The following is a 26,252-nucleotide window of genomic DNA, read 5'->3' on the forward strand; positions in this document are numbered from 1 at the left end:
ACCTATTATACCAACTTCAACTTGCCGTTAACTGCGTAGAAAAGATAGGTTTTGATATTTTGATAGCCCATCTCTGAAAGCAATATTCTGTAACTATTTACCTGTTCGATGTGTTTGTCGCTTTCTTCTAAAGTAAATTTATAATCCAGAATAATTACTTCATCGGCATTGATCAGCACCCGGTCTGGCCGATGAAGCTTACCGTGGGCATCAATAATATTTTTTTCTACGATACTTTCACTGGCTTTACCTAAAATAGCCTGAAGTTCAGGATTGTTCAATACTTCAAGCGCTGAATCGATTAATTTCTGTCTTTCTTCTTCCTTAATAATGCCCTGCAAAACCAGATTGCCTATATAATCATTTACCTCTTTTGAAGTACTGGCACTGGCCAGGATATCATGTAACAAGGAACCTTTTCTTCCTGATTTCTCAATATTGACCAAATGCTTTAAATGTTTGTCTTCTGATGGGATATAAAGCGCTGATAGGCGGGTTGTAGTAGGGTAACTTTTTAAATTGATAAAATTAGAATCCTTAGATTTACTTTCAAGGGTTACATAATCAACAATTTCGTACACGCCATTTTCATCAAACTGCTCATCGAAAGTAAAATTGATCACATCGCCGATATTAGACAACTTTAGCTCTTTTTTTGCCATCGTAGCGATGTACAAATAATCTTTTGAACGTGTGGTAGCCACATAAAGCATATTCAACGCATCCATATTATTATAAAGTAATTCCTCATAATATGCTTTCGCGATTGCCGAATCGGCCAGGGCTTCATTATATTTTAACGGAATGCCTTTTAACTCTTTATAAACCGTTTCTTCAGAAGAAACCCAAAAAGTACCATTCGGTTTTCCTTTGATTTCCCAATTACAAAAAGGAACAAAAACAGCCCTAAAAGCAAGGCCTTTAGCTTTATGTATGGTAATAATCTGTATGGCATCAGCTCCCTCCGGAGAGGGTAGTGATTTTTTGATGCCGTCTTCTTCCCACCAGGTTAAAAAGGAAATAATACCTTTTTCGCCAAGCTTGCCGGCAGAAGCGGTTAAATCTCTAAAAGCCAAGAGATAGGGTAAATTAGCGGTCAGGTTTTTTAGCCCATAACTTTCAATTAATATCTCAACCAGCTCAGGTAGGGGAAGTTGTAACCAGCTTTGCCAGTTCTCGCACAAAGCTAGAGGTAAAATTTCGGTGAGTGTGTTTAAAGGCTTATTGTTAAGGTTTAAATAATAATTGGCATTGATCTCTTTCTCGTGTAAAGAGTGATATAGTGCTATACAATTGGCTTTATATAATGCTGTTTGCGATTCTAGACCGATGAGCACTTTCAAGGTATTGATGATGAGCTGTATCGCCGAGTTGTTCGAAATCAATAAAGCATCACCAGATAAAACCGGTAAGTTATGCCCCATTAATTTTTTAACCGTCAGTAAGGCTTCGCTGTTCGAACGAACCAAAATGGCAATATCTTTTAGTGCATACTGTTGTTCGTTTTTGAGGTGCTTTATTTCTTCAACAATATCATCTAAAGCAATATCCCTGAAAACGGTTTCAGTAAAACGCGCTTCGTTAGGCGCATGATCTTTGCCGAACTTCTTAATTTTAATGGTTCCACCTTTTAAGGTATTAGTGGCGAAATTTTGGGTTGAGCCACTATAAATATCGGTAATAATCTGTTGGTAATGCTGTTCCTGCCACCATTTAGCAATGCTTTCAGGTTTGCTTTCCAGATTTTCGTTCAGTTCGTTCTGCAGCGTTAAAGGGATAGCCTTGTAAAGGAAATTGTTAAAAGTGATGATGTTCTCGGCACTTCTATAATTTTCTTCCAAGCTTTCTTCCAATACATTTTCTGCACCAACATCTAACTTGGCGTGTTTATGCAGGATGTTCCAATCACCATTGCGCCAGCGGTAAATAGATTGTTTGGTATCGCCAACAATCAGGTGATCGATCAGATCCTGACTAGGCGTAGCCATCGCATTTGTTAAGAGCGATTTAAAACTTCCCCATTGGCTGGTAGAGGTATCCTGAAATTCGTCGAATAGAAAATTACGGTAGCGGTTGCCCACTTTTTCCCAGATAAAAGAAGGGTTATCGCCTGCATCTTCGGTAATACCTGAGATCAGTTTTTGTGCATCGCTGATGAGCAGGTTATCATTTTCTGCCCGGTACTGTTTTAATAATACGGCAATTTCCTGCATCAACCGCAAATAGTAAAGATTTTTATTAAAAGCGATGGCGAGACTGTAATTTGGTAAATGTGCTAAATAATGCGTTTTTAATTTCTGGAGGATCGGATTTACCGTATCATAAGCCTCTGGAAAGTTTACATTTTTTTGAAACCACTCATCAGGTTCGTCGATTAAATTGAAAAGTGGCTCTATTTTAGAAAAATCGCCCCTGGCCACCAAAATAATTTTAGCCAGCGGACTTCTCGATTTTCCTTTGAGGTGCTCGGTTTCTACGCCGATTACGTTCAGGGCTTCATTCGCTTCGGTTGCTAATGCAACCAGCTCTTCTTCAAAATTTTTAATTTCTGCCTTGGTAACACTGATATATTTTTTAAATAATTCATCGATGTTTTCCAAACCGAGGGTACTTACTGCATCTTCGAAAATCTGGAAACGTTCAGAAAATATTTCTCCAATGAGGTTATAAAGTTCGAATTTATAGTTCCAGCTTTTATTGTCGCTGATGCGTTCGATAGCCAGATCGATGATCCATTGTAAGAGCTGTTTATTATGGTCTAAAGCCTCGTCCAGTTTGTTTACAAGGTCATCTTTAACCTTGTCATAATTCATTTCTAAATTATAGTCGGCATTTAACCCTAACTCGAAAGCAAAACCACGGATTACTTTTTGCACAAAGCCATCAATCGTACTCACCGAAAAACGGCTGTAATCGTGCAAAATTTTCCGGTAGATCTTGTCCGCCCTAAACTGTAATTCCTGCGGGCTTATTGCCGGGTAGGCTAACAAGATCAATTTTCTATAATCTTCAATTTTTTTTGATGGATTACCCTTTGCCAGCCCAAGTAATACTTCCAGGATTCTCGTTTTCATTTCTTCGGTCGCCTTATTCGTAAAGGTTACCGCTAAAATTTCGCGATACTTGTTATCTCCACTGAAAAGCAGTGTAAGGTAATGTGCCGTAAGACTGAAGGTTTTACCGGAACCTGCGGAGGCCTGAAGAATTTTGAGGGACTGGGGCATATTGTTTTCTTAATTCCCCTCCTTTGGAGGGGGTGCCGTAGGGCGGGGTGGTTTAATTATTTTCTTTAACTAAATATCTAGATTGATTGAGTTCCATATTCTGCAATAATATATTCTTCTAAACCCATGATTACAAAATCCATTTGTTTCATTACATCATCAACAGTAATCCTATACACTTTTAATCCCAAAGAGATTAAATAATCTTCTCTTAGTTTATCGTAAATCTGCTTATCATCATGACTACAGCCATCTATTTCGATTACTAAGCCAAGTTGTTTGACGTAGAAATCAACGTTGTAATTTCCAATTATGCGCTGCCTATCAAAATCTATTTTATGAAAGCGTTTTTTGATTACTTGCATCCAAAATAATACTTCTGGTAAATTTCCAGCTTGGCGAAGTGCTTTTGCCCTTTCTTTTAACCGGGGTTGATAAGGCAAATTTGTAATTGGTGTTAGCTTTAAAGTTGTTCCGTTAATTATGATATCTTTTTGCAAAATGTTTTTTAACACCCCGTCCTTCGGACACCCCTCTGCGAGAGGGGAATGCTGGGCGCCTAAGCCGGCATGAGGGTTAGTTTTCTGTTGCATTTTTTAAGATGGGTTATTCCCGGGGTGGTTTAATCTTACCCTAACTTACAACAATTTAAAATTTTCCCGAAATCATGATATCAACAATCCATCATGATCAGGCTTTTTTACTCTTCCGTTTATTGAGTGTTTTATGGCTGATTCTTGCAGGGCGCTCGGCCATTTCGATTGGCAGACCAAGCAGATCGCGGATTACAACCGAGGCGCAGGCACCGCCAAATGCTGCAGGCAGATAAGAAACTGTGCCGTAAGCCGAGCGTTTAAAATTACTTCCATCAGTCATGATCATAGAGTTTTTATCCATTTCTTCTGTTGAAAAAACAGCCTTTATTTTGCTGGCATTTTCAAGTTTGTTCAATCTTTTACGCACATAACTGGCAAAAACACATTGATAGGTGTCTGGAAGCAAAGTAATTCTTATTCTGGTAGGGTCCATTTTACCGCCTGCACCCATTGAGCTTACGATAGGAATGTTCTTTTCTAACGCAGTTCCTAACAAAGTGATTTTAGGCATTACACTATCAATGCAATCCATAATGTAATCAAAGCCAGATTCTAAAATTTCCCTGCATTTCTCAGGGGTAAGAAAAGTGTTTACCACATGGAGTTTTAATTCAGGGTTAATGGCTAATAAACGCTCTTGCATGATTGCGGCTTTGCTCACACCATGATTGGTTGCCAAAGCAGGCAGCTGCCTGTTCCGGTTGGTTGGGTCAACTACATCACCATCAACAATGGTCATTTCGCCAACGCCTGAACGGCAGATAAATTCGGCAGCAAAAGAACCTACTCCACCCAAGCCGATTACTAAAACATGTTTCGATTGGAGTTTATCTATTCCATCATTTCCAACAAGGAGGGCAGAGCGCGAAAGCCAGCTAACATCAGACATATTAATTTTTTATATTTAACCACAGATGAAAAGGACGAACACAGATTTTGGCCTTTTACCTGTGTGTATCTGTGCTAATCTGTGGTCAGTTTTTTATTATATTTTTGCCACGGAGACACGGATTAACACGGAAATATTTTCTCCCCTGGTTTCTGTCTCCGTGGTTAACTTTTTAAGTTGTTCCAGTCAGCAAAAATACGAGCTTTAAGCTCATCAATGCTACATTTTTTTAAAATGGCTGCGGCTTGGTAAATTTCTTCAATTGAGATATCCGAATCATCAGTTTCCAGGAAAAATTGATCGGTACTTTGAATCAGTTTAGCTGCACCCGAATTTTCTTTTAAAGCAGTTATTCCAAAGGAAAGAAGGAAACCTTTATCCAGTAGCTGTTGGCCAAGCTGTTCATTTTTGTTAAAACCATGGATAATCATCGGTACTTTAACTTTTAATCGCTCTTTAATTGAAATTAACTCTGAAAAGCATTTAACACAATGTAAAATCAATGGCTTGTTAATTTTTTCTGCCAATTCGATCTGATTTTCTAGGATTATGGTCTGATTTTCCAGGTTTTCACCCCTCAGCCGGTCTAAACCACACTCCCCAATCTGTTTAACGTTTGTTTGATTAGCCACAACGCTTAGATATTTCATCTGGAGTTCGAGCTGATCAATTTTAGCAAACCAGGGATGTAGTCCCACAGAAATTGGCTTGGTTTTAGGCATCGCTAAAAAGATATCGCTGGTTAACGACAAACTTTGAATGCTGATTACCCCAGGTTGGGTAGCAACTTTATGGGTGTGTATGTCTAAAAAATCCATTGGAAAACAAAGATAGATAAAAATGGAAGGTGGATAAAGTAAAGATATTGATTAAACTAAACCTTCCATATCAATGCAGTTCCATTCTATGGACTATGGACTATGGACTATGGACTATGGACTGTTTCTGCTCTGTAAAGAATTCGCGAATAATCCATTGTAACCCTAGACTTTATTACATTTGCTATTATTATTCATTGAAAATCATGAAAAAATTAATCATTTTATTAACTGCTGTGTTAATTTCGACCGCGGCGTTTAGTCAGACGAAAAAAGAAGGTGTTCATATCTATAACCCTCAAGCAGACGCTAAAGGTGAAATTGCTGCAGCGGTTGCAAAAGCTGCCAAAGAAAATAAACATGTTTTGTTGCAGGTTGGTGGTAACTGGTGCAGTTGGTGTATTGCCTTTCATAATCTGGTTGACAGCACAGCAACGCTAAAAAAATACATTAACGATAATTTTGAAACCGTTCTGGTTAATTACAGCCCTGAAAATAAAAACGAAAATGTTTTAGCGAGCTTAGGCTACCCTCAACGTTTTGGTTTTCCGGTATTTTTAATTCTGGATGGGAAAGGCAAAGTACTTCACATCGAAAATTCTTCTTACTTAGAAACCGAAGAAATTGGCGCTAATGGTAAAAAGAGGGTTGGGCATGATGTAAAGAAAATCACTTCCTTTTTAAAAGGATGGACAACCGCTGCGGTTAATCCCGAAACTTATAAGCCGAAGGCTAAATAGAGGTTTAGGGTAGAAAGGTGTAAGGTTTAGGGAGAAAACTGTACAACTTAAAAAATAAAAAAGCCGTTCTGATGTAAAATCAGAACGGCTTTCTTTTTTAATCATCTAGATCATCTTCTTCCACTTCATCATCAAGGTTTAACTCATAAGAAGCCCTCGATGCTTCATCGGCTTGCTCCAGCAGATCTTTATCATGTTCAATGCTGGTATCGTCACCATTAATTTCGTTGATATTTTCTACATCATCCTCTCTGCGTAAAGCATCGTTTGGATCGTTTGAATAATTGTCGTTTTCCGGATCTATCATAATATTAAGGTTTTATATTAGATAATCGTTTTGAAAGTAAAATTGTTTTAGGGAAAGCTAAAAGACTAAAGCTGAAAGCGCAAAGCAATAGATTGATTATCCGTAAACGCTGTATTTCCGGAGCTAAAATATATAAATAAAAAATGCCGGATGATTTACTCATCCGGCATGCAATTCTTTTTCGAATTAAAGCCATCCCTTTAGGGGAGGGTTAAAGGCCATCTCCAAATTTATAGAATGGCGCCACTCCTACAGGCAACTTTCCTGTTGGTACCAATCTGTTATTAATTACGGCAGCAGCAGAAATCTGCATATAATCTTCTTTTTGATAGGCAACAACTAAACCTTTACTGTTTTCTAAGCCTGATAAACCAGCCAGATTATATGGATTTGCAAAGAGCGCAAAAACAGCATTCTTTGCCGATAATTCTTTAATAAAATTCTTTACGCCTGCATTTAGCGGGATATTATTGGCTGGCCTTGCACGACTATCGTGGATACCCACAATCACCTGGTCAAAAGCGCCGATTTCGCGGGCAATGTTCGAAATCTGTGTAGCACTGGCATCTTTATCCAGTACATAATAAACAGAATTATAATAACCTTTCGAAACCTCTTTTTGGAAAGTGGTAACCGAAGGTACACCGATGCTGATAATGGCGGTTCTTCTGATTGGGATGAGGCGCTTGATATAATCTTTACCTTTTAACAGTGTTACCGATGCATTGGCAAGTTCCTGTACCAAAGCATTGCTCGACTTGCGGTTTACACCTGCAACAACACCTTGGGTTACAATCGTATCGCGTTTGGCCAGGCCTGCCCAGTATTTTGCGGTCAATATTTTACGCACACTCTGGTCTATTTCGGCCATGCTTACACGATCCTGCCTTACGGCTTTACGCACCAATTTAATGGCCCTGTCGCTGTTTTCAGATAGCTCAATAATATCGTTTCCGGCAATGATACCCATTAAATCAGCTTCACCATCTTTGAAATATTTTACCACGCCTTTCATATCCATCGCGTCAGAGATAATCAAACCTTTAAAGCCCAGTTTCTGTTTTAAAATGCCTGTAACAATCGGTTTAGACAGGGTAGAAGGTAGGTTTGGTGTAGCATCTAACGATGGGATGTTCATGTGGGCAATCATCACACCAGATGCACCTTGTTTAATCAGCTCTTTAAAAGGATATATCTCCAAGGTATCCAAACGTGTAGCAGAGAAAGTAAGCTGAGGCAGATCGTAGTGTGAATCTACATCGGTATCGCCATGGCCCGGAAAGTGTTTCAATGTAGTTAATAAACCGCCATCCTGCATGCCTTTCATATAAGCGGCAACCTTAGTGGTTACGTTGTATTTGTTTTCGCCGAAAGAGCGGTAGTTGATTACCGGGTTTTTGGGATTGTTGTTGATGTCGGCATCGGGGGCTAAATTCATCTGCATCCCCATGCGTTTATAATCTTTGGCCACTTCAAGGCCCATTTTATACAATAGCTCCTTGTTTTGGATGGCTCCCAAAGTCATTTGATAAGGATAAGAAATGGTACTATCCAAACGCATGCCCAGGCCCCATTCGCCATCATTGGCCACAATTAATGGTACCCTACTTAATTTTTGATAGGCATTGGTGGCTAAAACCTGCCGGCCGGGGCCTCCTTGAAAAAAGATAACCCCGCCTAACTGTTCTTTTTTAATTACCTGGCCAACAGAATCGGTATATTTTTTACCCAAATTGGTGTGTGCCCGAACAAAGAACATCTGTGCAATACGTTCTCTACGGTTAAGTTTGTTAAAAACCGAATCGACCCATTTAGGTTGATTGGCCAGTAATTCTAAATAGGTTTTCTGTTGTGCGCTTGCCGAAAATGCAGCGCCACAAAGCGCAATGAGTATAAATAAGTTTTTTTTCACGTGTTTTGTTGTATCTGCTGCCGCTAAATTAGTAATCAAAAGGCGAATTAAACAAAAACCAATCCATTAATCGATTTAATACAATGTTTTGTAAGCCTGTTGCTTTTTAATGCTGTAAAGGTGAGAAATATTGATCTCTGCTATTTATACATGCCCTTGCCTTCAATAAAATCGATCACTTTATCGGGCAGAAAAAACTGTACATTCTTTTTCTCTTTAATGGCTTTGCGGATAAATGTTGATGAAATTTCCATTAAAGGGGTTTTGGTAAAAGTGATGGAAGGATGATTTTCCCATTCACTTACATTCGCCTCAGGGCGTGGGTAAACGTAAATCTGATAATTTTTTAAAAGCACCTCGTAGTTTTTCCATTTTTTGAATGATACCAGATTATCTGCACCCATAATCAACACAAATTCCTTTTCAGGGTATTTCTCATGAAGATAGGCTAAGGTATCGATGGTGTAAGATGGCTGAGGCAATGCAAATTCGATATCGCTCACACGGATGTGTTCTGCATTTTCGGTAGCCAACTTGGCCATTTCCAAACGGTCGTACATGTTGGTTAAACCACTTTTGTCTTTTAAGGGATTATGTGGAGAAACCACCAACCACACTTCATCAAGCTCAGTATGGTTAGCCATGTAATTGGCAATAATTAAATGCCCTGTGTGGATGGGGTTATATGAACCGAAGAAAAGACCAGTTTTCATGTTTGCGGTTTTCAGTATTTATGATCCGTCATTGCGAGGCTGGGTTGAGGGAGCCGAAGCAATCTATTAGGCAAAACAGATTGCTTCACCCATTTGCTCTTTTCCTATCGCTTCGGTTCGCAATGACGGATTTATTTCTTCAAGAAGTCTCCTACCAATTGCTCTGCTTCAGCACAGGCTGTAGCCAGATCGTAATTTTTTAAAATCACATCAAACTTATCTGCATAGAGCAATTCTTTTTCAGCTTTGATAAAACGTTCCTGTAATTTTTCCGGACTATCTGTTCCACGACCGCTTAAACGTTCTTTTAAAACATCTAATGATGGTGGCTGAACAAAAATGGCCAAAGCATCCTCTTCATATTTTCTTTTCAAACGGATACCGCCTTCTACGTCAATATCGAAAATAACATGTTTACCATCATTCCAGATCCGCTCGATCTCGGAGCGTAATGTGCCATAAAAAGTTCCGTTATAAACTTCTTCAAATTCCACAAACTCCTGGCGGGCAACTTTGTGTAAAAACTCTTCCTTACTAATAAAATAGTAATCATTTTCATGTGTTTCAGCACCTCTCAATTCGCGCGTGGTTGCAGAAATAGAAAAGCTCAGCTCAGGAAATTTTGTTAATAAATGATGTACTATAGTGGTTTTACCTGCTCCTGATGGTGCCGAAAATATGATTAATTTGCCTTGTTTCATTTTGTAAGCTGAAAGCAAAAAGCTAAAAGACCAAAGATTTATGCTTTAGTCTTTAGTCTTTCTCCTTATAATACGTTTAATAATTGTTCTTTTATCTTTTCTAATTCTTCTTTCATACCTACAACAAATTGTTGCATCTGGGCATCATTTGCTTTGGCGCCCATGGTATTAATTTCTCTTCCTATTTCCTGAGAAATGAAGCCCATTTTCTTTCCATTTGCTTCTTTGCTTGCTAAAGTTTGCAAGAAATAATCGCAGTGGCTTTTTAAACGTGTTTTTTCTTCCGTAATGTCTATTTTATCGATGTAATAGATCAATTCCTGTTCGAAACGGTTCTGATCGATATTTACTTTGCCTACCGCATCATCCAAAAACTGGGTAAATTTATCGCGGATAGCGGTAATCCTTTTAGGCTCCAATTCTTCTACAGATTTAAAATAAGAAAGGATGTTTTTAATTCTCAGCTCTAAATCGGCCTTTAAAACAGCACCTTCGTCTTCTCTGAATTTATTGAAATTGGCCAGAGCCGAGGTGAAAATCTGAAATAATTGGTTCCACTCATCCTCACTCACACTTTCTTCCTTGTAACTAATTACATCAGGAAAGGTTAATGCGGTTTGCAATAAATTACTGCTATCAGCACCTAATTCGTTGTTAACGGCAATAAGCTGTTTGTAGTAGTGGCTTAATAACGCTGTATTGATGGTAGCACCCGTAACTTCACCATTGCTACGCTCTACATTGATGCTTAAACTTACTTTTCCTCTTTCGATGTCTTTACTGCAGATATTGCGCAGAATCAGCTCTTTATCAGAAAAAGCTTTAGGATATTTTAAATTCAGCTCCAGGAATTTACTGTTGAGCGATTTGATTTCGACACTATACTTCGCATTTGCATAATCGGCTGTTGCTAAGCCGTATCCTGTCATGGATTTTATCATGCGCAAAGATAGGGTTTTAAGCTGAAAGGAGAAATAATAATAGGTAAGGGTTGTAGCATACCAGTATAAAATACCTTAACATTTAGAAAACCAGCGTCCAGTATTTCTTCGGTGATTGCAGCCCCGCTTTACGCTTTACTCCGTTACACTACGTGTTCGCTGCAATCGGGTCTATGTACAACGTGGAGTAGTTTTTGGCAGGAGCCTGTTACCTACAGGGTGCAGAACCGCTATTCCTAAACCTGATGGAAGTGAGCATCCCGATTCTTCCATCGGGATAAAACGGACAGCAGGGCTGGTTTAGCCAAAAGTACCAGAGCCTTCATTTTCTAATAAAATGCAACATTACGCTACTTTTCCAACAAGCTCAAAATGGCATTAAATGTTTTTCGCTTCAGTTCTTCAATATCTTCGGCAACCAATCCCTTCGCCTCAATGGCTTCTCCAAATACTGTTCTAATCATCCCGGGGTTAAGTAAAAGTGGATTTGTCCTTGGTAAATGTGCTTTACTGTTTAATATCGCAAAAGGTAAAATCGGTGTTTGGGTTTCTATGGCTAAGCGAAAGGCGCCATCATAAAATGGATTTAAAGGCTTGTTTGATTTGTTCATTGTTCCTTCGGGGAAAATCAAAATTGATTGTCCATCGGCCAGGTCTTTTCTCAGTTCAGCTACAGAATGGTCGCGGCTTTCTCTGCTACTTCGATCAATCATCACGACCAAACGTTTGTAAATCCAGCCAAACACAGGGATTTTAAGCATTTCGATCTTTCCTAGCGGACTGAAGGCCTGTGGAATGCAGATTACAATGGCAACAGCATCTAAAAATGAACTGTGATTACCTACGTAGATATAAGCCCGCGAAGTGTCAATTTTTTCTCCACCGGCGGTAAACCATAAAAAAGTAAAAACGCTAAAGCTCCATGCCCAGAATTTTAAAAAATAGAATGAAATTTTTCTTCCTGTTTTTTCCTTAAAAATACCTGTGCTGATCAGAATAAATGGGCAAACGACAAGCATAAGCAAGAAAAATATAATTGCCGAATAGAGCAAATAAAATCCACCCATTAGTTTTCTCATATTTATTAACGTTTATTTAACAGTTTGCAAGGTTAACAAATGTTAATTTTACAAAAATATTGGTAGATGGGAAAGTATTTCCCTTCATTAAGAAAGATAAATTAGTTTTCTGTTCAAGATGTAACAATTAAAGCAGGAAACAAACAACAGAACCGATCTGCTGTTAAAATAGAAAGCCAATTTGCGCTACCAGATAATTTAACTTGCCATTTAACGCGATGAAGCATTTAAAAATTATTCTTCTATCAATTATCTTAATGCAGGGCTTAAAAGTAAAAGCGCAGGATTTTGTGCTAAAAGGTGTAGTAATTGAAAAAGGCTCGAATGTACGGATTGCTTTAGCAGGAATTACCAACATGCGTAGTAAAATGGGCGCCACAAGTAACGATATTGGCCTATTTCAGTTAAGTGCCCGCACTGGTGATACATTATTGATTCAAAAAAGAAACTTGAATGAGCAAAAAGTAGTCGTTAAAACAGATGATGATCTGGTTGTTTATCTGATCAGGGGAAGTACCATGCTAGAGGAAGTTACGGTTAAAGGACAAACCAAAAAGCAGGAAATGGAAAGTATAAAAAGAGACCTGAAACGAAATGGCTCATTTTATGCAGGTAAACCTCCATTAATTTTGTTAAACCCTTTTGGTGGGAGTCCGATAACATTTTTTTATGAGCTTTTTGGAAAAACACCGGCAAGAGCACGTAATTTTAGCCGTTATTATAAAAAGGAGCTAAGTTTAATCGAGGTAGATAAATTTTTTAATAAAAATCTAGTCTCGAATAATACTTCCTTAACCGGAAAAGATCTGGACAAATTTCTGCTAGATTACTATCCAACGCGCAGTATGACCATTAATTGGAACAATTACGATGCGGTGAAATACATCAAAGAATCGGCTAAGAAATATACCGATACTTTGCAACATACAAATTAACACATCATGAAATACTTTAAATTTGCCGTTATACTCTTCGTTTTTACCTCAATAAGCATCTTCGCAAAGGCACAGGATTTTATTGTGAAAGGTGTAGTGATCGAAAAAGGTTCGAATATCAGAATTGCATTATCAGAAATCACCAACCTGCGTACGGGAATAGGCGTGGGCAGTAATGATATCGGTATGTTCCAGTTAAAAGCCAGAATCGGCGATACGCTGCTGGTAATTAAAAGGGATCTGATCGATCAGCGCGTGGTGGTAAACAGCGAAAAAGATCTGGTAATTTATTTGGTTAGAGGAAGTACTACGCTGGCCGATGTTACCATTAGGGGAAATACCAAAAAACAGGATCTAGACGAAATTAAGCAGGAGTTTAAAAACAAGGGCGTATATAACGGTGGGAAAACAACGCTTTTGTCTGCTATATTCAGTCCGTTAAATGCGCTATACAACTTAATTGGCTCCGATCCTAAAAATGCACGAAGATTTGGCAGGTATGCCGACAATGAAATCAAACAATCGCAGATTGACGTATACTTCAATCAGAGTATCATTAAAAACAACACCGAACTAAGAGGTGATACCCTAGAGAAATACATGTTAAACTGTCGCCCGGAATTTGATAAGGCACAACACTGGAACAGCTACGATTACATTAAATACATTAAAGAGTCGTCGAAGAAATTTACCGATACATTAGGGAAGGGTAAGTAGGTTTTAGTTCTCAGTTGAGAGTCCTTAGTCCGAAGTCTTTAGTCAGTTTAGTGTTCGGGTTGAGCGTGTCTTTAGCCAAAATCGAAAGTTTTGAGGCTTTCCTATTTCAGTTAACCGATTAACCAGTTTATACAATTAACCAAATAAACCAATGACTACTGAACCATGAACTTATATACTCAATGCTTCGCAAGCCTTCTCTGCAGCTAATTTTTCAGCATTTTTCTTGTTGTAATCCCGTCCGGTACCCACTTTTTCGCCTTCTACTACAGCACTAATGGTAAATAATTTAGCGCTTTCGCCTTCGCCATTCTCTGCCAGTTCGAACATAACATCCTTACCATGGCGTTGGCACCATTCGATCAGTTTACTTTTGAAATTTGTTTCTGTAAGTTCTAAGGTGTGGATATCGATATGAGGTTTTACAATTCTACGCAATAAAAATTCTTTGGTAAAGTTGTAGCCCTTATCCATGTAAATGGCGCCCACTATGGCTTCAAAAGCATCGCCCAGCATCGAATTGTGCTTGGTTTGTATGCTCACGGAACGTTGATCGAACTGAATAAGCTTATCAAAACCAATTTTCTTTGCAAGTTGATTTAAATTAGCCCGGTTTACAATTTTAGAACGCATTTCGGTTAAAAAACCTTCTTCTTTGTAGGGGTAATGCTTAAACAGCAGTTCTGCAATCACTGAACCTAAAACAGCATCACCTAAAAATTCTAAGCGTTCGTTACTGCTCCTGCTTCCATTTTTTAAAACTTTTGCTACAGAACGATGCCTGAACGCCATTTTATAGAGCGTAACATTGCCTGGAACAAAGCCTAAAATGTTTTTCAGCTTTTTAACAAACTCCTTTTCGGGAGAGAGGTAAAGTTTATATAATTTTAATATCGGCATTAAATAAATAACACAATTAACGGCTAATTAGCATATTTAACTAAGTTATCTATTTTTAACTAGCATACAAAATTATATAGCAGGGCAGTTTTAAATTAATCTTCGTATTTCTTAAAAATAACAGAAGCGTTATGGCCGCCAAAACCGAATGTATTACTTAGAGCAGCTCTAACGGTACGTTTTTGCGCTTTGTTAAAAGTAAAATTCAATTTAGGGTCAAATGCAGGATCATCTGTAAAGTGATTAATTGTTGGAGGAACAATATCATTTTTAACAGAAAGAATTGCTGCAATAGCCTCAATAGCTCCAGCTGCACCCAAAAGGTGGCCAGTCATCGATTTGGTTGAGCTGATGTTTAAACGATAAGCATCTTCGCCAAATAATGTACCAATGGCTTTGGTTTCACTAATATCACCCAGAGGTGTAGAAGTACCGTGTACATTGATATAATCTATATCCGCAGTTGTTAAACCAGCATCTTTTAGTGCATTGGTCATTACCATTCTAGCACCTAAACCTTCAGGATGTGGTGCAGTGATGTGATTAGCATCGGCACTCATTCCACCGCCAACAAGCTCTGCATAAATTTTTGCACCTCTTGCTTTTGCATGTTCAAGTTCTTCTAAAATAATCGTCCCAGCACCTTCACCGGCTACGAAACCGTCACGGTCTTTATCAAAAGGACGTGATGCTGTTGCCGGATCTTCGTTACGTGTTGATAATGCATGCATGGCATTAAAACCACCCATACCCGCTTCGTTAATGATTGCTTCAGAACCGCCACTGATAATTACATCAGCCATACCCAAGCGGATATAGTTAAATGCATCAATCATTGCGTTTGTTGAAGAAGCACATGCCGAAACAGTTGCAAAATTTGGCCCACGTAAGCCGTATTTGATCGAGATATGCCCTGGAGCAATATCAATAATCATTTTAGGAATAAAAAATGGATTGTATCTTGGCGTACCATCCCCCTTGGCGAAATTCGAAATTTCATCCAGGAAAGTTTTCAATCCACCTATGCCAGCACCCCAGATTACACCGATCCGGTTGGTATCTAATTTTTCGAAATCAAAACCACCATCCTTCACAGCCTCATCTGTTGCCACAAGAGCATATTGTACAAACGGATCTAGCTTGCGGGCTTCTTTTTTCTCCAAAAAGTCTTCCGGATTAAAATTTTTAACCTCACATGCGAATTTGGTCTTGAACTTTTCAGTATCAAAACCCTTAATAGGAGCAGCGCCACTCACCCCATTAGTCAATCCTTCCCAAAAATCGGGAACATTATTGCCTATAGGAGTGAGCGCACCCAACCCTGTTACTACTACTCTTTTTAATTCCATTTATACTGAAAAAGCGTAATTCTATTTAACGTTTTTTTCCAAATAAGCAATCGCTTGACCAACTGTACCGATGGTTTCAGCCTGATCATCAGGAATAGCTACATTGAATTCTTTTTCAAATTCCATAATCAACTCTACGGTATCTAAAGAATCTGCACCTAAATCGTTGGTGAATGAAGCCTCTGGCGTAACTTCGCTTTCGTCAACACCTAGTTTTTCTACGATAATAGCCTTAACTCTTGAAGCAATATCAGACATAATTTTATAATTTAATGGTTAAATAATTCTGTGCAAAGAAAAATAAATTCTTACAATTTTCAAATGTTTTTATTTCGATACGTAATTTTGGTATCTCAATAACACAGCGAATATAGAATTAGTTTTTTAATTTCGTTCTGTAAATAATTTATTTCGCTTTGAATAAGACTTACCTAAAACTTACCTTAGACCTTGATTTTATACTAATTGCGATCACAGCACCCCTAAAAGACTATGTGCTTTGCCACAAAATTAATACCCGGTTAAATACTCAATTTGAAAAAATAGAAGATCATGAAATATTTTTTAATATCGACGAACCAGCCTGGTCTTTCTCGAAATATTACTTTTTTGTAGAGCAAGGTGAGGTAGAATACTACTTAATTTGCAATAAAAGCAGCGATGGCTTTCTAATTCCGGAGATGAACAAGGTAGATTTTTTTATTATTATTAAAGAATTTATCGATAAGGAAGATTTGGATTATTTAATCAACGGTTTAAATAAACTGCCTGATATACAGGTGGCTGCAAAGATAGATCCGGCCAAGTTAAAGAGCCGTGAGAATTTGGTAATATAAAAATTATATACTTGGTGTATTAAATACACTATATTTGACGGTTACAAACAAAGAACAAAAGAACAAAATATATAAAATTTGATGCAGTTTGATTATTTTAGATAATAATTAATGCTTTAAACTGCATTGCTAAAATCAATTAATTAAATGAAACCTTTTCATTCGAGAACTAAAATTGTTGCCACGCTTGGGCCTGCATCAGCAAAACCAGATGTATTATATAGTATGTTTAACGCTGGTTTAGATGTTTGCCGCTTAAACTTTTCGCACGGATCACAAGCAGATCACCAAGCGGTTTTGGATACCATCCGCGATTTAAACAAAAAATACGACTATAATGTAGGTATCCTTGCCGATTTACAAGGACCTAAAATCCGTATCGGTTTAGTAAAAGAAGGTGGCATTAACCTCATCAATGGTAAAACTACCGTAATTACTACTAACGAATGTATTGGTAACGAAGAACGTATTTACATCACCTACCAAAACTTCCCTCAGGATGTTCAGGCAGGCGAAATTATCCTTTTGGATGATGGAAAGCTTCAAATGAAAGTGATTTCTACCAACTTAAAGGATGAAGTAGTTTGCGAGATTGTTCACGGTGGTATTTTAACTTCAAGAAAAGGTGTAAACCTTCCAAATACTAAAGTTTCTATTCCTTCATTAACGCCAGAAGACCGCGAAAACTTAGAATTTGTTTTAGAAAATGATGTAGAATGGATTGGTTTATCTTTCGTGCGTAAGGCAGAAGATATTATCGAACTTAAAAAAATTATAGCAGAACGTGGTAAAACTGCACGTGTAATTGCCAAAATCGAAAAACCAGAAGCCATTGCCAATATCGACGAGATTATTGCAGTAACAGATGGTATTATGGTTGCCCGTGGCGATTTAGGTGTTGAGTGTCCGATGGAAGAAGTTCCATTATTACAAAAAATGATCGTTGCTAAATGTAGAGCAGCTTCTAAACCTGTAATTGTGGCTACACAAATGTTAGAGAGTATGATCACCACACCTCGCCCAACACGTGCAGAGGTGAATGATGTGGCGAATTCTGTTTTAGATGGTGCTGATGCAGTGATGTTAAGCGGCGAAACTTCAGTTGGAGAATTTCCGTTGATCGTGATCGAAACCATGCAAAAAATTATCCAGAACATTGAGCAGAACAACTATCCTTTCAATCCTGATAAATTTTTAAAACCAAAATCGCCATCTTTCTTAAGCGATGCCATTTGCGATTCAGCTTGTTTCTTAGCGAAACAAACCAACGCAGTGGGTATTGTATCAATGACTTTAAGCGGTTACACTGCTTTCGAAATCTCAAGTCACCGTCCGGAAGCTTTAACCTTTATTTTTACCAGCAACAGGGCATTATTAAATGCAGTAAGTTTACTTTGGGGGGTAAGAGGTTTCTATTACGATAAATGGGAAAGTACCGATAACACCATTATTGAGGTGAACGAATTCTTAAAAAGCAAAAAGTTGGTTAAACAAGGTGATATCATCATCAATACTGCCGCTATCCCAATGGAAGCAAAAGGTAAAACCAATATGTTAAAAATTACGGTTATAGATTAATTTCTAATATCATATTTATAAAATGCTCCTGATTTTAATCGGGAGCATTTTTTTTATCAATAAAAAATATACTTTTGCAATCCAGCACGGAGAGGTGTCAGAGTGGTCGATCGAGCACGCTTGGAAAGCGTGTGTACTGCAAGGTACCGCGGGTTCGAATCCCGCCCTCTCCGCTTTAGATCTATCCCCGTTCTAATTAAAAGAATGCCTAAACTCCAGGGGAGATAAATGCGTTTTTGTTTTAAAGAACTTACTGAATGATTGTGGATGCTCAAAACCCAGTTGGTAGGCAATTTCACTCACTGACAATTCAGTCGTCGAAAGTTTTTCTTTTGCTTTTTCAACTAACTTTTCGTGGATAAGTTGTTGGGTATTTTGCCCGGTCAAAGCCCTGAGCATATCGCTTAAATAACGTGGCGAAAGGTTTGCTTCTGCGGCCAGATATTCAACGGTTGGCAATCCATTAATCAAAGATTTTTCATCAGTAAAATAATCCTCCAATAAGTGTTCTATTTTAGTCAGCACATCATTGTTAACCACTTTTCGGGTAATAAACTGACGTTTGTAAAAGCGGTTGCTATAATTGAGCAACACTTCGATGTATGACACCAACACATCCTGGCTAATTTCATCAATTGAAGTGTTTAACTCATCATTAATATTATCGAATAGTCCTAAAATTATTTTCTTCTCCTTGTCTGACAGAAATAACGCTTCATTGGTTTCGTACGAGAAAAAACCATATTTCTTTATGGTCGATCCTAGCGGATAGTTCCGGATGAGGTCGGGGTGGAACAGAAGTGTAGCCCCGTAATATTTAGCTTCACTATCTGCAGAAATCACCTGGTTTGGTGAAGTAAACATCATACCACCCTCGTTAAAGTCGTAATAACCCTGTCCGTAGCCCATTCGGCCTGTTGTTGAATATTTATAGGAAATCTTGTAAAAGTTGAAAAAAAACGGGCGATCCAACATTTCTGTGTCGGTGACCATCAGCGAATTATCGACTAAACTGATCAATGGATGGACAGGTTTGGGAACCTGAAGCAACGCGTGTATTTCAGAGATTGTTGAAATGCGTAAAGGAGTTTTCTTTTCCATAATATAAAAGTACAAATATTAGGGCAACACAAATCATTGGGTCTGCATTGCCCTCGGTAATTAATTACCTAAAAATAGCTTGGCAAAATCTGCCCTAAAAGCTTCATCACCCTGTGCCAGTCGCTGTGCATATAAGGCCTTGGCATCTTCACCAGCTACATAACGCAGTTTGTTTTTGCCATCTGTGGCCGCTTCATACACAACTTCAGCAATTTGCTCAGGAGAAGAGGCCGTTTCCATCATTGAACCAAAACCCGCCATCATTGATTGTACCATCGGATCATAATCTTCGTTGCTTGCCAGTTCTAAAGAACGGCCTGAAAAATCTGTTGCAATTCCACCTGGCGATACGGTTTTGATGTTTACACCAAAAGTGTTTAGCTCAAAAGCCATGCTTTCGCTCCAGCCTTCCAATGCCCATTTTGTAGCATGATAGGTTGAGCCTAGTGGGAAAGCGATTAATCCGCCGATAGAAGTTGTAGAGATAAACAAACCTTCTTTCTTTGCTCTGAAATAAGGAATGAATGCTTGCGTAACACGGATTACACCCAACAGATTTGTGTTAAGTTGTTTTACGATCTGTTCATCGCTCAGTGCTTCTAATGGCCCAATTAAACCATAACCAGCATTGTTAAATACGACATCTACACCCTGTTCAATTGCTTTTTTTGCAGTCGATTGGATCTGAGCAAGGTCGGTCACATCCAAAGGAAGTACGGTAACATTGCTTAATGCACCTAATTCTGTATCTTTTTCAGGGTTGCGCATGGTGGCAATTACATTCCAACCTTTGCGCTGAAATAATTTGGCAGCAGCATTTCCCAAACCTGTAGAAGCTCCTGTAATAAAAATTGTCTTTTGCATTTTTGATTGTTTTAAATTAACAATACAAAGTTGCAGCAAAGCGCAGATGCTGATGTAGCCAAATTGAGTTTGCTTGTAGTCTAAATGACGGTTTTTTTTAATGAGGGAAGCTAAAGCACCTTGCTTGGGAGAAAATCCGAGATAATTTTACCTTAATTATTGCTGCTTTGTTGTAAGGATAACGCCAATACTTCTACCATTATTGCGCTTTGAAAAATATAGTTAAAAAACGTTGTTTGGGTACTTTATAGCTTATATTTTTGGCTTTTTACTTCCTTTAAAATTGAGCTTAAGGTGTTGATAAACAAGGCTAAATTGGTTTCGAGCGACTAAGGAAGAACTAAATATCTACCAGATAAAAACAGGAAAAATATGGGTAAATATGTAATTGATTTTCAGGAAATCGACAGGTCTGATGTTTTAGAAGTTGGGGGCAAGGGCGCCAATCTTGGCGAGCTATCCAAAATTGACGGGATGCAAGTGCCACGGGGCTTTTGCATAAGCACCGGAGCCTATCAAGAAATAACAGGAAACAATAAGGTACTTAATCGTTTATTGGATGGGTTGAGCCAGCTCAAAAGAGGAGATCTGCAGGCGGTTAGTAAAACCAGCGCCAAAATCAGGACACTTATTGAAAACATATCCATTCCGGAAGATATTGCCGAAGAGATCGGAAAGTATCTTGCTGGTTTTGACAAATATGAGGCTTTTGCTGTGCGGTCTAGTGCTACCGCTGAAGATTTGCCAACAGCATCGTTTGCAGGTCAGCAAGATACCTACCTGAATGTTATCGGAAAAACAGCAATCTTAAAACATATCAGCAAGTGCTGGGCTTCATTGTTTACCGATAGGGCGGTAATTTATCGCATCCAGAACGGTTTTGACCACCGGAAGGTGCAATTAGCTGTCATTGTGCAGAAAATGATTTTTCCACAGGCAGCAGGAATCTTATTTACAGCAGATCCGGTTTCCGGGAATCGGAAAATGTTATCTATTGATGCCAGTTTTGGGCTGGGTGAAGCATTGGTTTCGGGTCTGGTAAATGCCGATAATTATCAGGTTTGCAGTGGCAGGATTATCAATAAAAAAATATCAATTAAGAAACTGGCCATTTATGCCTTAAAGGATGGCGGTACAAAATCCCAAGCGCTTTCAGCGGAAGAGCAAAATAGGCAAGTGCTTACAGATGGACAGATTTTACAGCTTGAGCAATTGGGCAGGAAGATCGAAACACATTTTGGCCATCCGCAAGACATCGAATGGTGTTTGGTTGATGATATCTTTTATATGGTGCAGAGTAGGCCAATTACCACTTTATACCCCATTCCAGAAACAAACGACGCCGAAAATCATGTATATATATCTGTTGGCCATCAACAAATGATGACTGATGCCATGAAGCCATTAGGGTTATCGTTATGGCAGTTAAGGGCAGCCAGGCCTATGTTTAAAGCCGGGGGAAGATTGTTTGTTGATGTAACAGATAGTCTGGCTACCGCAGCTGGGAGGACGAATTTATTAGATGCGATGGGACAACATGATCCGCTCATCAAAGATGCATTGATCACCATCACAGAAAGAGGCGATTTTATAAAACAACTACCAGATGACGGAAAGGTACCCGTGCTGGCCAAAAGTACTAAAGGCATGTCAGCTGCCGATATTTTAGCACAAGTAGGAAATAACCCTGCTATAATTGCTGATCTGATCAAAACTAATGAGGCATCAGTAGAAACACTAAAACAAAATATCCAAACGAAATCAGGACCTGATCTTTTTGATTTTATCCTGGAAGACATCGAGCAATCAAAGAAGATGGTATTTGATTCGCAGCACATGGGGGTGATCATCGCCGCGATGAATGCTTCATCCTGGCTCAATGAAAAAATGGGAGAATGGTTGGGTGAAAAAAATCCGGCAGATGCACTGTCTCAGTCGGCGCCCAACAATATTACTTCAGAAATGGGCTTGGCATTATTGGATGTTGCAGATGTAATCCGTCCTTATCCAGCGCTAATTAATTATTTACAGGAGACAAAGAAGGGTAATTTTTTAGATGACCTGCTTCAATTTGATGGCGGCAAGGAAACCCGGAATGCAATCTACGCATATCTCGAAAAATACGGCATGCGGTGTGCGGGAGAAATTGATATTACGAATACACGCTGGAGCGAAAAACCATCGATATTAATTCCCTTAATCCTTAGCAATATCAAAAACTTTGAGCCCAATGCTGGTAAGCGAAAATTTGAGCAAGGGAAACAGGAAGCTTTAAAAAAGGAAAATGAACTACTGAGCAGATTGGCTCATTTACCAGATAGTGAACAAAAAGCCCTGGAAACAAAACAAATGATCAGTTTGCTCCGAAGTTTTGCCGGTTATCGTGAATATCCAAAATACGGCATTGTTAACCGCTTTTTCGTTTATAAGCAGGCCTTGTTAAAAGAAATCGAAAAACTTGTAAATGCTCGTGTTTTTCATGAAAAAGAAGATAGCTATTACCTCACTTTTGAAGAACTTCATGACGTGGTTCGCACACATCAAATTGATTACCAGCTTATTGTTGAAAGAAAAGAAGAGTATAGCAAATACGAGAAACTTACACCGCCACGGGTAATTACCTCTGATGGCGAAGTGATCACAGGTAAGTACAATCGCGAGCACCTTCCGACAGAGGCCATTGTAGGTTTAGCGGTTTCTTCAGGAATGATTGAAGGACGGGCACGCGTAATCCTAAACATGGAAGATGCTGATCTGGAAGATGGAGATATACTGGTTACCCCATTTACCGACCCGAGTTGGACCCCATTGTTCGTTTCTATAAAAGGCCTGGTTACAGAAGTTGGTGGATTAATGACACATGGTGCGGTGATTGCAAGAGAATATGGCCTGCCGGCGGTGGTTGGCGTAGAAAATGCCACCAAACTGATCAAAGACAGGCAGCGCATTCGGTTAAACGGAACGGATGGGTATGTGGAGATTTTATAAATAAGTCTGAAGTCTTTAGCCTGGAGTCATGAGTCAATTTATCTTGAGCTGGGCGTTTAGCGTAGAGGGTTTGGAGCAGATCAACCAATCAATTAGTCCAAAGTCCAGCGTTCACAGCCGAACTCGCGATTTGTCATTCTGAACGCAGTGAAGGATCTTTAAAAAGATGAATGATGATGTTAGTACGAGGTGTTTATGCAAAAAAGAAAAATCTAACTTGGTGGCATTTGCTTTTCCCCTTTACGGTTAAACAGATCATATACCCAAAATTTGTATCACGATTAATACCAATCATTTCCTAAAACAGTCTTATTTTTAGCGCAAGATTAACTAACATGATGAATAAATATTGGCTTACCGTAACGGCTTGTACTTTGGCCATTACAGCAAATGCGCAGCAGAAGGCCTTAACCGTTAAAGATTACGAAAGGGCGGAAAGTTTTATGGGTTATAATACTGCAAAGTATATCGACCATGCCAGCGTGCAACCTAACTGGGTGGACGGCGATAAATTCTGGTATACCACTAAAACCAATGGCACTGAACAGACTTTTTTGGTAGATCCGGTAAAGAAAACAAAAACTTTAACTACCGATTATAAAGGCAGTGCAACGCCATCACGTCGTGGGGGCAGCCGGAATGAAATTTTATCTCCCGATGGAAAAAAAGCCATTTTAATTAAAGATTATAACCTCTTTGTTAAAGATGTAGCTACAGGAAAATTAACACAATTAACCACTGATGGCATTAAAGATTATGGTTATGCTACCGATAATGCAGGATGGAAACATAGCGATGCGCCAATTTTGCGCTGGTCGCCCGATTCGAAAAAGATAGCCACTTTTCAGCAAGATCAAAGAAATTCGAAAGATATGTACCTGGTAACCACAAATGTGGGCGCGCCGGTATTAAAAGCCTGGAAATATCCTTTACCTGGCGATAAGCAGATTGCCACTATTAGAAGAGTGGTAATTGATGTAGAAAACGCAAAGATGGTTTCGCTAAATATCCCTGCAGATCAACACCGTGCTACCTTAAGCGATGATATTTCGAGCAGTGGTACTTTTGATGATATCGATTGGAAAGCAGATGGCACTGAAGTGGCCTTTCTGTCTACCTCCCGCGACCATAAAAATGAAAAATTCCGCATTGCCAATACCACAACAGGTGCTGTTCGCGAAGTTTTCGAAGAAACCGTAAAAACACAGTACGAATCTGGTCAGGGAGCCATCAACTGGCGTTACCTTCCGGCATCAAAAGAAATTATCTGGTATTCGGAAAGAGATAACTGGGGTCACTTGTACTTGTACGATGCGACTAGCGGAAAATTGAAGAACCAGATTACCAAAGGCGATTTCGTAGTGACCCGTTTAATTAAAGTTGACGAAAAAACACGCACGCTTTACTTCATGGCTAACGGCCGCGAAAAAGGCAATCCTTATTTTAGCCACTTATACAAAATCGGTTTCGACGGAAAAAACCTGGCATTGCTAACCCCTGAAGAAGGTAACCATCAGGTGGTATTTTCTCCATCATTCGAATATTTTGTAGATACTTATTCGCAACCAGATGTACCAGCCGTTACGGTTTTAAGAAGTATCAGTGGCAAACTGATCAACACTTTAGAGAAAACAGATGTATCTAGATTAGCTGCTATAGGGTGGAAAGCACCTACCCCAGTTTCTGTTAAAGCCAAAGATGGTAAAACCGATATCTACGGATTGGTTTTCACACCAACAAAAATGGATGCAGGGCAGAAATATCCGGTTATCGATTATATTTATCCGGGTCCTCAGGGAGGTAGCGTAGGCAGTTGGTCGTTTGCGGCTTCACGTGGCGATAATCAGGCTTTGGCCGAACTGGGCTTTATCGTTGTGGTAATAGAAGGAACCAGTAATCCAGACCGTTCTAAAAGTTTTCATGATATGAGTTATGGCAATATGGCTGAGAATACTTTGCCTGATCAGATTGCAGCCATCAGACAGCTCTCTGCCAAATACCCTATTGATACGGCTAAGGTAGGTATCTGGGGACATTCCGGTGGAGGTTTTGCTACTGCTGCAGCCATGTTCCGTTATCCGGATTTCTTTAAAGTAGGAATTTCAGAATCAGGTAACCACGACAACAGAAACTACGAGGACGATTGGGGCGAACGTTACAATGGTCTGGTAGAAAATTCTGATTACGAAGCGCAGGCTAACCAGAACTATGCTAAAAACCTGAAAGGAAAACTGATGCTGGTGCATGGTATGATGGATGATAATGTACCGCCTTACAATACACTATTAGTTGTAGAGGCATTGGAAAAAGCAAATAAATCTTTCGATCTGGTTATTTTTCCAAATAGTGCACACGGTTATGGTGATTACTCACCTTATATGACCCGCCGCCGCTGGGACTACTTTGTACAACATCTTTTAGGAGCAGAACCACCTAAAGATTACCAGATGAAAGGCCCCACAGCAAGATAATTTTTAAAGACAGTATTTTTTTGATTGAACCCCAAAAGTTGTATAAAACTTTTGGGGTTCACTATTTATATCAAAATTGACCACAATTTTTGTTATGTTTTCCGAGTCTCCATGACTAAATATATCTTCAAATAACTTTTCTCAAAGCAAATCTATGTGTAAAGACAACGGAAATCAATTTTAAATTCATACTACCAAAAAGTCAATTTGTAGCCTTTTAAGGCTTTGTCGGTGTTATTAATGCTAAATTGCTGCCTGGCCAAACCCTCTTTGTCAATATCTTATAAATCGCAGCAGTTCTCCGATAGTAAGTTGCCCCGATAAATTATTATCCTTTTTATGGTTTTACATAATTTATAAGCTATCTTCATATTATAAAATGGATAAGATGTGTAAACTTAATCGTTCAGCACAGACACTTAATCATTACATTAACCAAATACTAAACTAAATCACAATAGCTCAGGTTCCTATTCGTAGGGATCCGATTTATTGTACCGAAAATTATGAGACAATTGAAACTGTTTATCATTTTATCCCTCCTGCTTTCTTTCATTACCGGCCAGCCGCTGCCTATTGCCAGCAGTTTTGAA

Annotated in this window: 22 protein-coding genes and 1 tRNA gene; 8 read left to right on the forward strand and 15 right to left on the reverse strand. The window is 38.9% G+C overall.

What is annotated here, in order from left to right:
• Positions 1-5: 5 nt before the first annotated feature.
• The 4 genes from AC07VK_RS08495 to AC07VK_RS08510 form a co-directional block, all read right to left on the reverse strand.
• Positions 6-3,224 (reverse strand): UvrD-helicase domain-containing protein, encoded by a 3,219-nt coding sequence (locus AC07VK_RS08495; RefSeq protein ID WP_492963727.1) that lies wholly within the window; start codon positions 3,222-3,224, stop codon positions 6-8.
• 77 nt (positions 3,225-3,301) lie between these two features.
• Entirely contained in the window at positions 3,302-3,817 is a 516-nt protein-coding gene (locus AC07VK_RS08500) for an endonuclease domain-containing protein (RefSeq protein WP_494939795.1), read from the reverse strand.
• Positions 3,818-3,914: 97 nt separating this feature from the next.
• Positions 3,915-4,709, reverse strand: a complete 795-nt coding sequence (locus tag AC07VK_RS08505; RefSeq protein ID WP_492963731.1) for a tRNA threonylcarbamoyladenosine dehydratase — start codon at positions 4,707-4,709, stop codon at positions 3,915-3,917.
• 164 nt (positions 4,710-4,873) lie between these two features.
• Positions 4,874-5,527, reverse strand: a complete 654-nt coding sequence (locus AC07VK_RS08510; RefSeq protein WP_492956009.1) for a TatD family hydrolase — start codon at positions 5,525-5,527, stop codon at positions 4,874-4,876.
• Positions 5,528-5,733: 206 nt separating this feature from the next.
• Between AC07VK_RS08510 and AC07VK_RS08515 the strand changes: the two genes are divergently transcribed.
• Positions 5,734-6,267, forward strand: coding sequence for a thioredoxin family protein (locus AC07VK_RS08515; protein ID WP_492963733.1), 534 nt, complete (start codon positions 5,734-5,736; stop codon positions 6,265-6,267).
• Between the two features lie 97 nt (positions 6,268-6,364).
• Here AC07VK_RS08515 and AC07VK_RS08520 read toward each other — a convergent pair whose 3' ends face one another.
• From AC07VK_RS08520 to AC07VK_RS08545, 6 genes are all read right to left on the reverse strand, one after another.
• Positions 6,365-6,574, reverse strand: coding sequence for a hypothetical protein (locus AC07VK_RS08520; protein ID WP_492956011.1), 210 nt, complete (start codon positions 6,572-6,574; stop codon positions 6,365-6,367).
• A gap of 211 nt (positions 6,575-6,785) precedes the next feature.
• Entirely contained in the window at positions 6,786-8,486 is a 1,701-nt protein-coding gene (locus AC07VK_RS08525) for a glycoside hydrolase family 3 protein (RefSeq protein WP_492956012.1), read from the reverse strand.
• 140 nt (positions 8,487-8,626) lie between these two features.
• Complete coding sequence (nadD, locus tag AC07VK_RS08530) at positions 8,627-9,199, reverse strand: nicotinate (nicotinamide) nucleotide adenylyltransferase (RefSeq protein ID WP_492963735.1); 573 nt, start codon at positions 9,197-9,199, stop codon at positions 8,627-8,629.
• 131 nt (positions 9,200-9,330) lie between these two features.
• Complete coding sequence (gmk, locus tag AC07VK_RS08535) at positions 9,331-9,900, reverse strand: guanylate kinase (RefSeq protein WP_276903009.1); 570 nt, start codon at positions 9,898-9,900, stop codon at positions 9,331-9,333.
• 65 nt (positions 9,901-9,965) lie between these two features.
• Positions 9,966-10,829, reverse strand: a complete 864-nt coding sequence (locus AC07VK_RS08540; RefSeq protein ID WP_492963764.1) for a YicC/YloC family endoribonuclease — start codon at positions 10,827-10,829, stop codon at positions 9,966-9,968.
• A 362-nt stretch (positions 10,830-11,191) separates the two neighbouring features.
• Positions 11,192-11,920 carry a lysophospholipid acyltransferase family protein gene (locus tag AC07VK_RS08545; protein WP_492963737.1) on the reverse strand — a complete coding sequence of 243 codons (729 nt, stop codon included), beginning with the start codon at positions 11,918-11,920 and terminating at the stop codon, positions 11,192-11,194.
• Between the two features lie 218 nt (positions 11,921-12,138).
• On the opposite strand from AC07VK_RS08545, the gene AC07VK_RS08550 reads away from it, so the two are divergent.
• Together AC07VK_RS08550 and AC07VK_RS08555 are read left to right on the forward strand one after the other, a co-directional pair.
• Positions 12,139-12,855 (forward strand): hypothetical protein, encoded by a 717-nt coding sequence (locus AC07VK_RS08550; RefSeq protein ID WP_492955238.1) that lies wholly within the window; start codon positions 12,139-12,141, stop codon positions 12,853-12,855.
• Between the two features lie 6 nt (positions 12,856-12,861).
• Positions 12,862-13,572, forward strand: a complete 711-nt coding sequence (locus tag AC07VK_RS08555; RefSeq protein WP_492955239.1) for a hypothetical protein — start codon at positions 12,862-12,864, stop codon at positions 13,570-13,572.
• A 171-nt stretch (positions 13,573-13,743) separates the two neighbouring features.
• On the opposite strand, the gene rnc is transcribed toward AC07VK_RS08555, so the two are convergent.
• The 3 genes from rnc to AC07VK_RS08570 form a co-directional block, all read right to left on the reverse strand.
• Positions 13,744-14,472, reverse strand: coding sequence for a ribonuclease III (rnc, locus tag AC07VK_RS08560; RefSeq protein WP_025145353.1), 729 nt, complete (start codon positions 14,470-14,472; stop codon positions 13,744-13,746).
• A gap of 95 nt (positions 14,473-14,567) precedes the next feature.
• Positions 14,568-15,821, reverse strand: coding sequence for a beta-ketoacyl-ACP synthase II (gene fabF, locus AC07VK_RS08565; protein ID WP_029274997.1), 1,254 nt, complete (start codon positions 15,819-15,821; stop codon positions 14,568-14,570).
• A 21-nt stretch (positions 15,822-15,842) separates the two neighbouring features.
• Positions 15,843-16,079 carry an acyl carrier protein gene (locus tag AC07VK_RS08570; protein WP_008508386.1) on the reverse strand — a complete coding sequence of 79 codons (237 nt, stop codon included), beginning with the start codon at positions 16,077-16,079 and terminating at the stop codon, positions 15,843-15,845.
• Positions 16,080-16,237: 158 nt separating this feature from the next.
• Here AC07VK_RS08570 and AC07VK_RS08575 point away from each other — a divergent pair, with 158 nt between their 5' ends.
• The 3 genes from AC07VK_RS08575 (at position 16,238) to AC07VK_RS08585 (ending at position 18,408) form a co-directional block, all read left to right on the forward strand.
• Complete coding sequence (locus AC07VK_RS08575) at positions 16,238-16,657, forward strand: IPExxxVDY family protein (protein WP_029274996.1); 420 nt, start codon at positions 16,238-16,240, stop codon at positions 16,655-16,657.
• Positions 16,658-16,804: 147 nt separating this feature from the next.
• On the forward strand, positions 16,805-18,235 hold the full coding sequence (gene pyk / locus AC07VK_RS08580; protein WP_057931851.1) for a pyruvate kinase: 1,431 nt from the start codon (positions 16,805-16,807) through the stop codon (positions 18,233-18,235).
• Positions 18,236-18,323: 88 nt separating this feature from the next.
• A tRNA-Ser gene (locus tag AC07VK_RS08585) sits at positions 18,324-18,408 on the forward strand.
• A 19-nt stretch (positions 18,409-18,427) separates the two neighbouring features.
• On the opposite strand, the gene AC07VK_RS08590 is transcribed toward AC07VK_RS08585, so the two are convergent.
• Together AC07VK_RS08590 and AC07VK_RS08595 are read right to left on the reverse strand one after the other, a co-directional pair.
• Positions 18,428-19,336, reverse strand: coding sequence for a helix-turn-helix domain-containing protein (locus AC07VK_RS08590; RefSeq protein ID WP_492963740.1), 909 nt, complete (start codon positions 19,334-19,336; stop codon positions 18,428-18,430).
• A 60-nt stretch (positions 19,337-19,396) separates the two neighbouring features.
• Entirely contained in the window at positions 19,397-20,200 is an 804-nt protein-coding gene (locus tag AC07VK_RS08595) for an SDR family oxidoreductase (protein WP_492955241.1), read from the reverse strand.
• A gap of 372 nt (positions 20,201-20,572) precedes the next feature.
• On the opposite strand from AC07VK_RS08595, the gene ppsA reads away from it, so the two are divergent.
• Both ppsA and AC07VK_RS08605 read left to right on the forward strand, forming a co-directional pair.
• A complete protein-coding gene (gene ppsA, locus AC07VK_RS08600; protein WP_492963742.1) occupies positions 20,573-23,188 on the forward strand; it encodes a phosphoenolpyruvate synthase in 2,616 nt (871 codons plus the stop codon).
• 335 nt (positions 23,189-23,523) lie between these two features.
• Positions 23,524-25,659 carry a S9 family peptidase gene (locus tag AC07VK_RS08605; RefSeq protein WP_492963744.1) on the forward strand — a complete coding sequence of 712 codons (2,136 nt, stop codon included), beginning with the start codon at positions 23,524-23,526 and terminating at the stop codon, positions 25,657-25,659.
• Positions 25,660-26,252: the final 593 nt, after the last annotated feature.

The organism is Pedobacter sp. GW821-FHT01D05 (assembly GCF_059422505.1).

Bases quoted from the DNA above. Each gene is read 5' to 3' on its own strand.
- AC07VK_RS08555 (WP_492955239.1), top strand. From the start codon at position 12,862: ATGAAATACTTTAAATTTGCCGTTATACTCTTCGTTTTTACCTCAATA.
- rnc (WP_025145353.1), bottom strand. From the start codon at position 14,472: ATGCCGATATTAAAATTATATAAACTTTACCTCTCTCCCGAAAAGGAG.
- AC07VK_RS08510 (WP_492956009.1), bottom strand. From the start codon at position 5,527: ATGGATTTTTTAGACATACACACCCATAAAGTTGCTACCCAACCTGGG.
- AC07VK_RS08545 (WP_492963737.1), bottom strand. From the start codon at position 11,920: ATGAGAAAACTAATGGGTGGATTTTATTTGCTCTATTCGGCAATTATA.
- fabF (WP_029274997.1), bottom strand. From the start codon at position 15,821: ATGGAATTAAAAAGAGTAGTAGTAACAGGGTTGGGTGCGCTCACTCCT.
- ppsA (WP_492963742.1), top strand. From the start codon at position 20,573: ATGGGTAAATATGTAATTGATTTTCAGGAAATCGACAGGTCTGATGTT.
- AC07VK_RS08595 (WP_492955241.1), bottom strand. From the start codon at position 20,200: ATGCAAAAGACAATTTTTATTACAGGAGCTTCTACAGGTTTGGGAAAT.
- AC07VK_RS08495 (WP_492963727.1), bottom strand. From the start codon at position 3,224: ATGCCCCAGTCCCTCAAAATTCTTCAGGCCTCCGCAGGTTCCGGTAAA.
- AC07VK_RS08520 (WP_492956011.1), bottom strand. From the start codon at position 6,574: ATGATAGATCCGGAAAACGACAATTATTCAAACGATCCAAACGATGCT.
- nadD (WP_492963735.1), bottom strand. From the start codon at position 9,199: ATGAAAACTGGTCTTTTCTTCGGTTCATATAACCCCATCCACACAGGG.
- AC07VK_RS08540 (WP_492963764.1), bottom strand. From the start codon at position 10,829: ATGACAGGATACGGCTTAGCAACAGCCGATTATGCAAATGCGAAGTAT.
- AC07VK_RS08500 (WP_494939795.1), bottom strand. From the start codon at position 3,817: ATGCAACAGAAAACTAACCCTCATGCCGGCTTAGGCGCCCAGCATTCC.
- AC07VK_RS08590 (WP_492963740.1), bottom strand. From the start codon at position 19,336: ATGGAAAAGAAAACTCCTTTACGCATTTCAACAATCTCTGAAATACAC.
- gmk (WP_276903009.1), bottom strand. From the start codon at position 9,900: ATGAAACAAGGCAAATTAATCATATTTTCGGCACCATCAGGAGCAGGT.
- AC07VK_RS08570 (WP_008508386.1), bottom strand. From the start codon at position 16,079: ATGTCTGATATTGCTTCAAGAGTTAAGGCTATTATCGTAGAAAAACTA.
- pyk (WP_057931851.1), top strand. From the start codon at position 16,805: ATGAAACCTTTTCATTCGAGAACTAAAATTGTTGCCACGCTTGGGCCT.
- AC07VK_RS08605 (WP_492963744.1), top strand. From the start codon at position 23,524: ATGATGAATAAATATTGGCTTACCGTAACGGCTTGTACTTTGGCCATT.
- AC07VK_RS08550 (WP_492955238.1), top strand. From the start codon at position 12,139: ATGAAGCATTTAAAAATTATTCTTCTATCAATTATCTTAATGCAGGGC.
- AC07VK_RS08505 (WP_492963731.1), bottom strand. From the start codon at position 4,709: ATGTCTGATGTTAGCTGGCTTTCGCGCTCTGCCCTCCTTGTTGGAAAT.
- AC07VK_RS08515 (WP_492963733.1), top strand. From the start codon at position 5,734: ATGAAAAAATTAATCATTTTATTAACTGCTGTGTTAATTTCGACCGCG.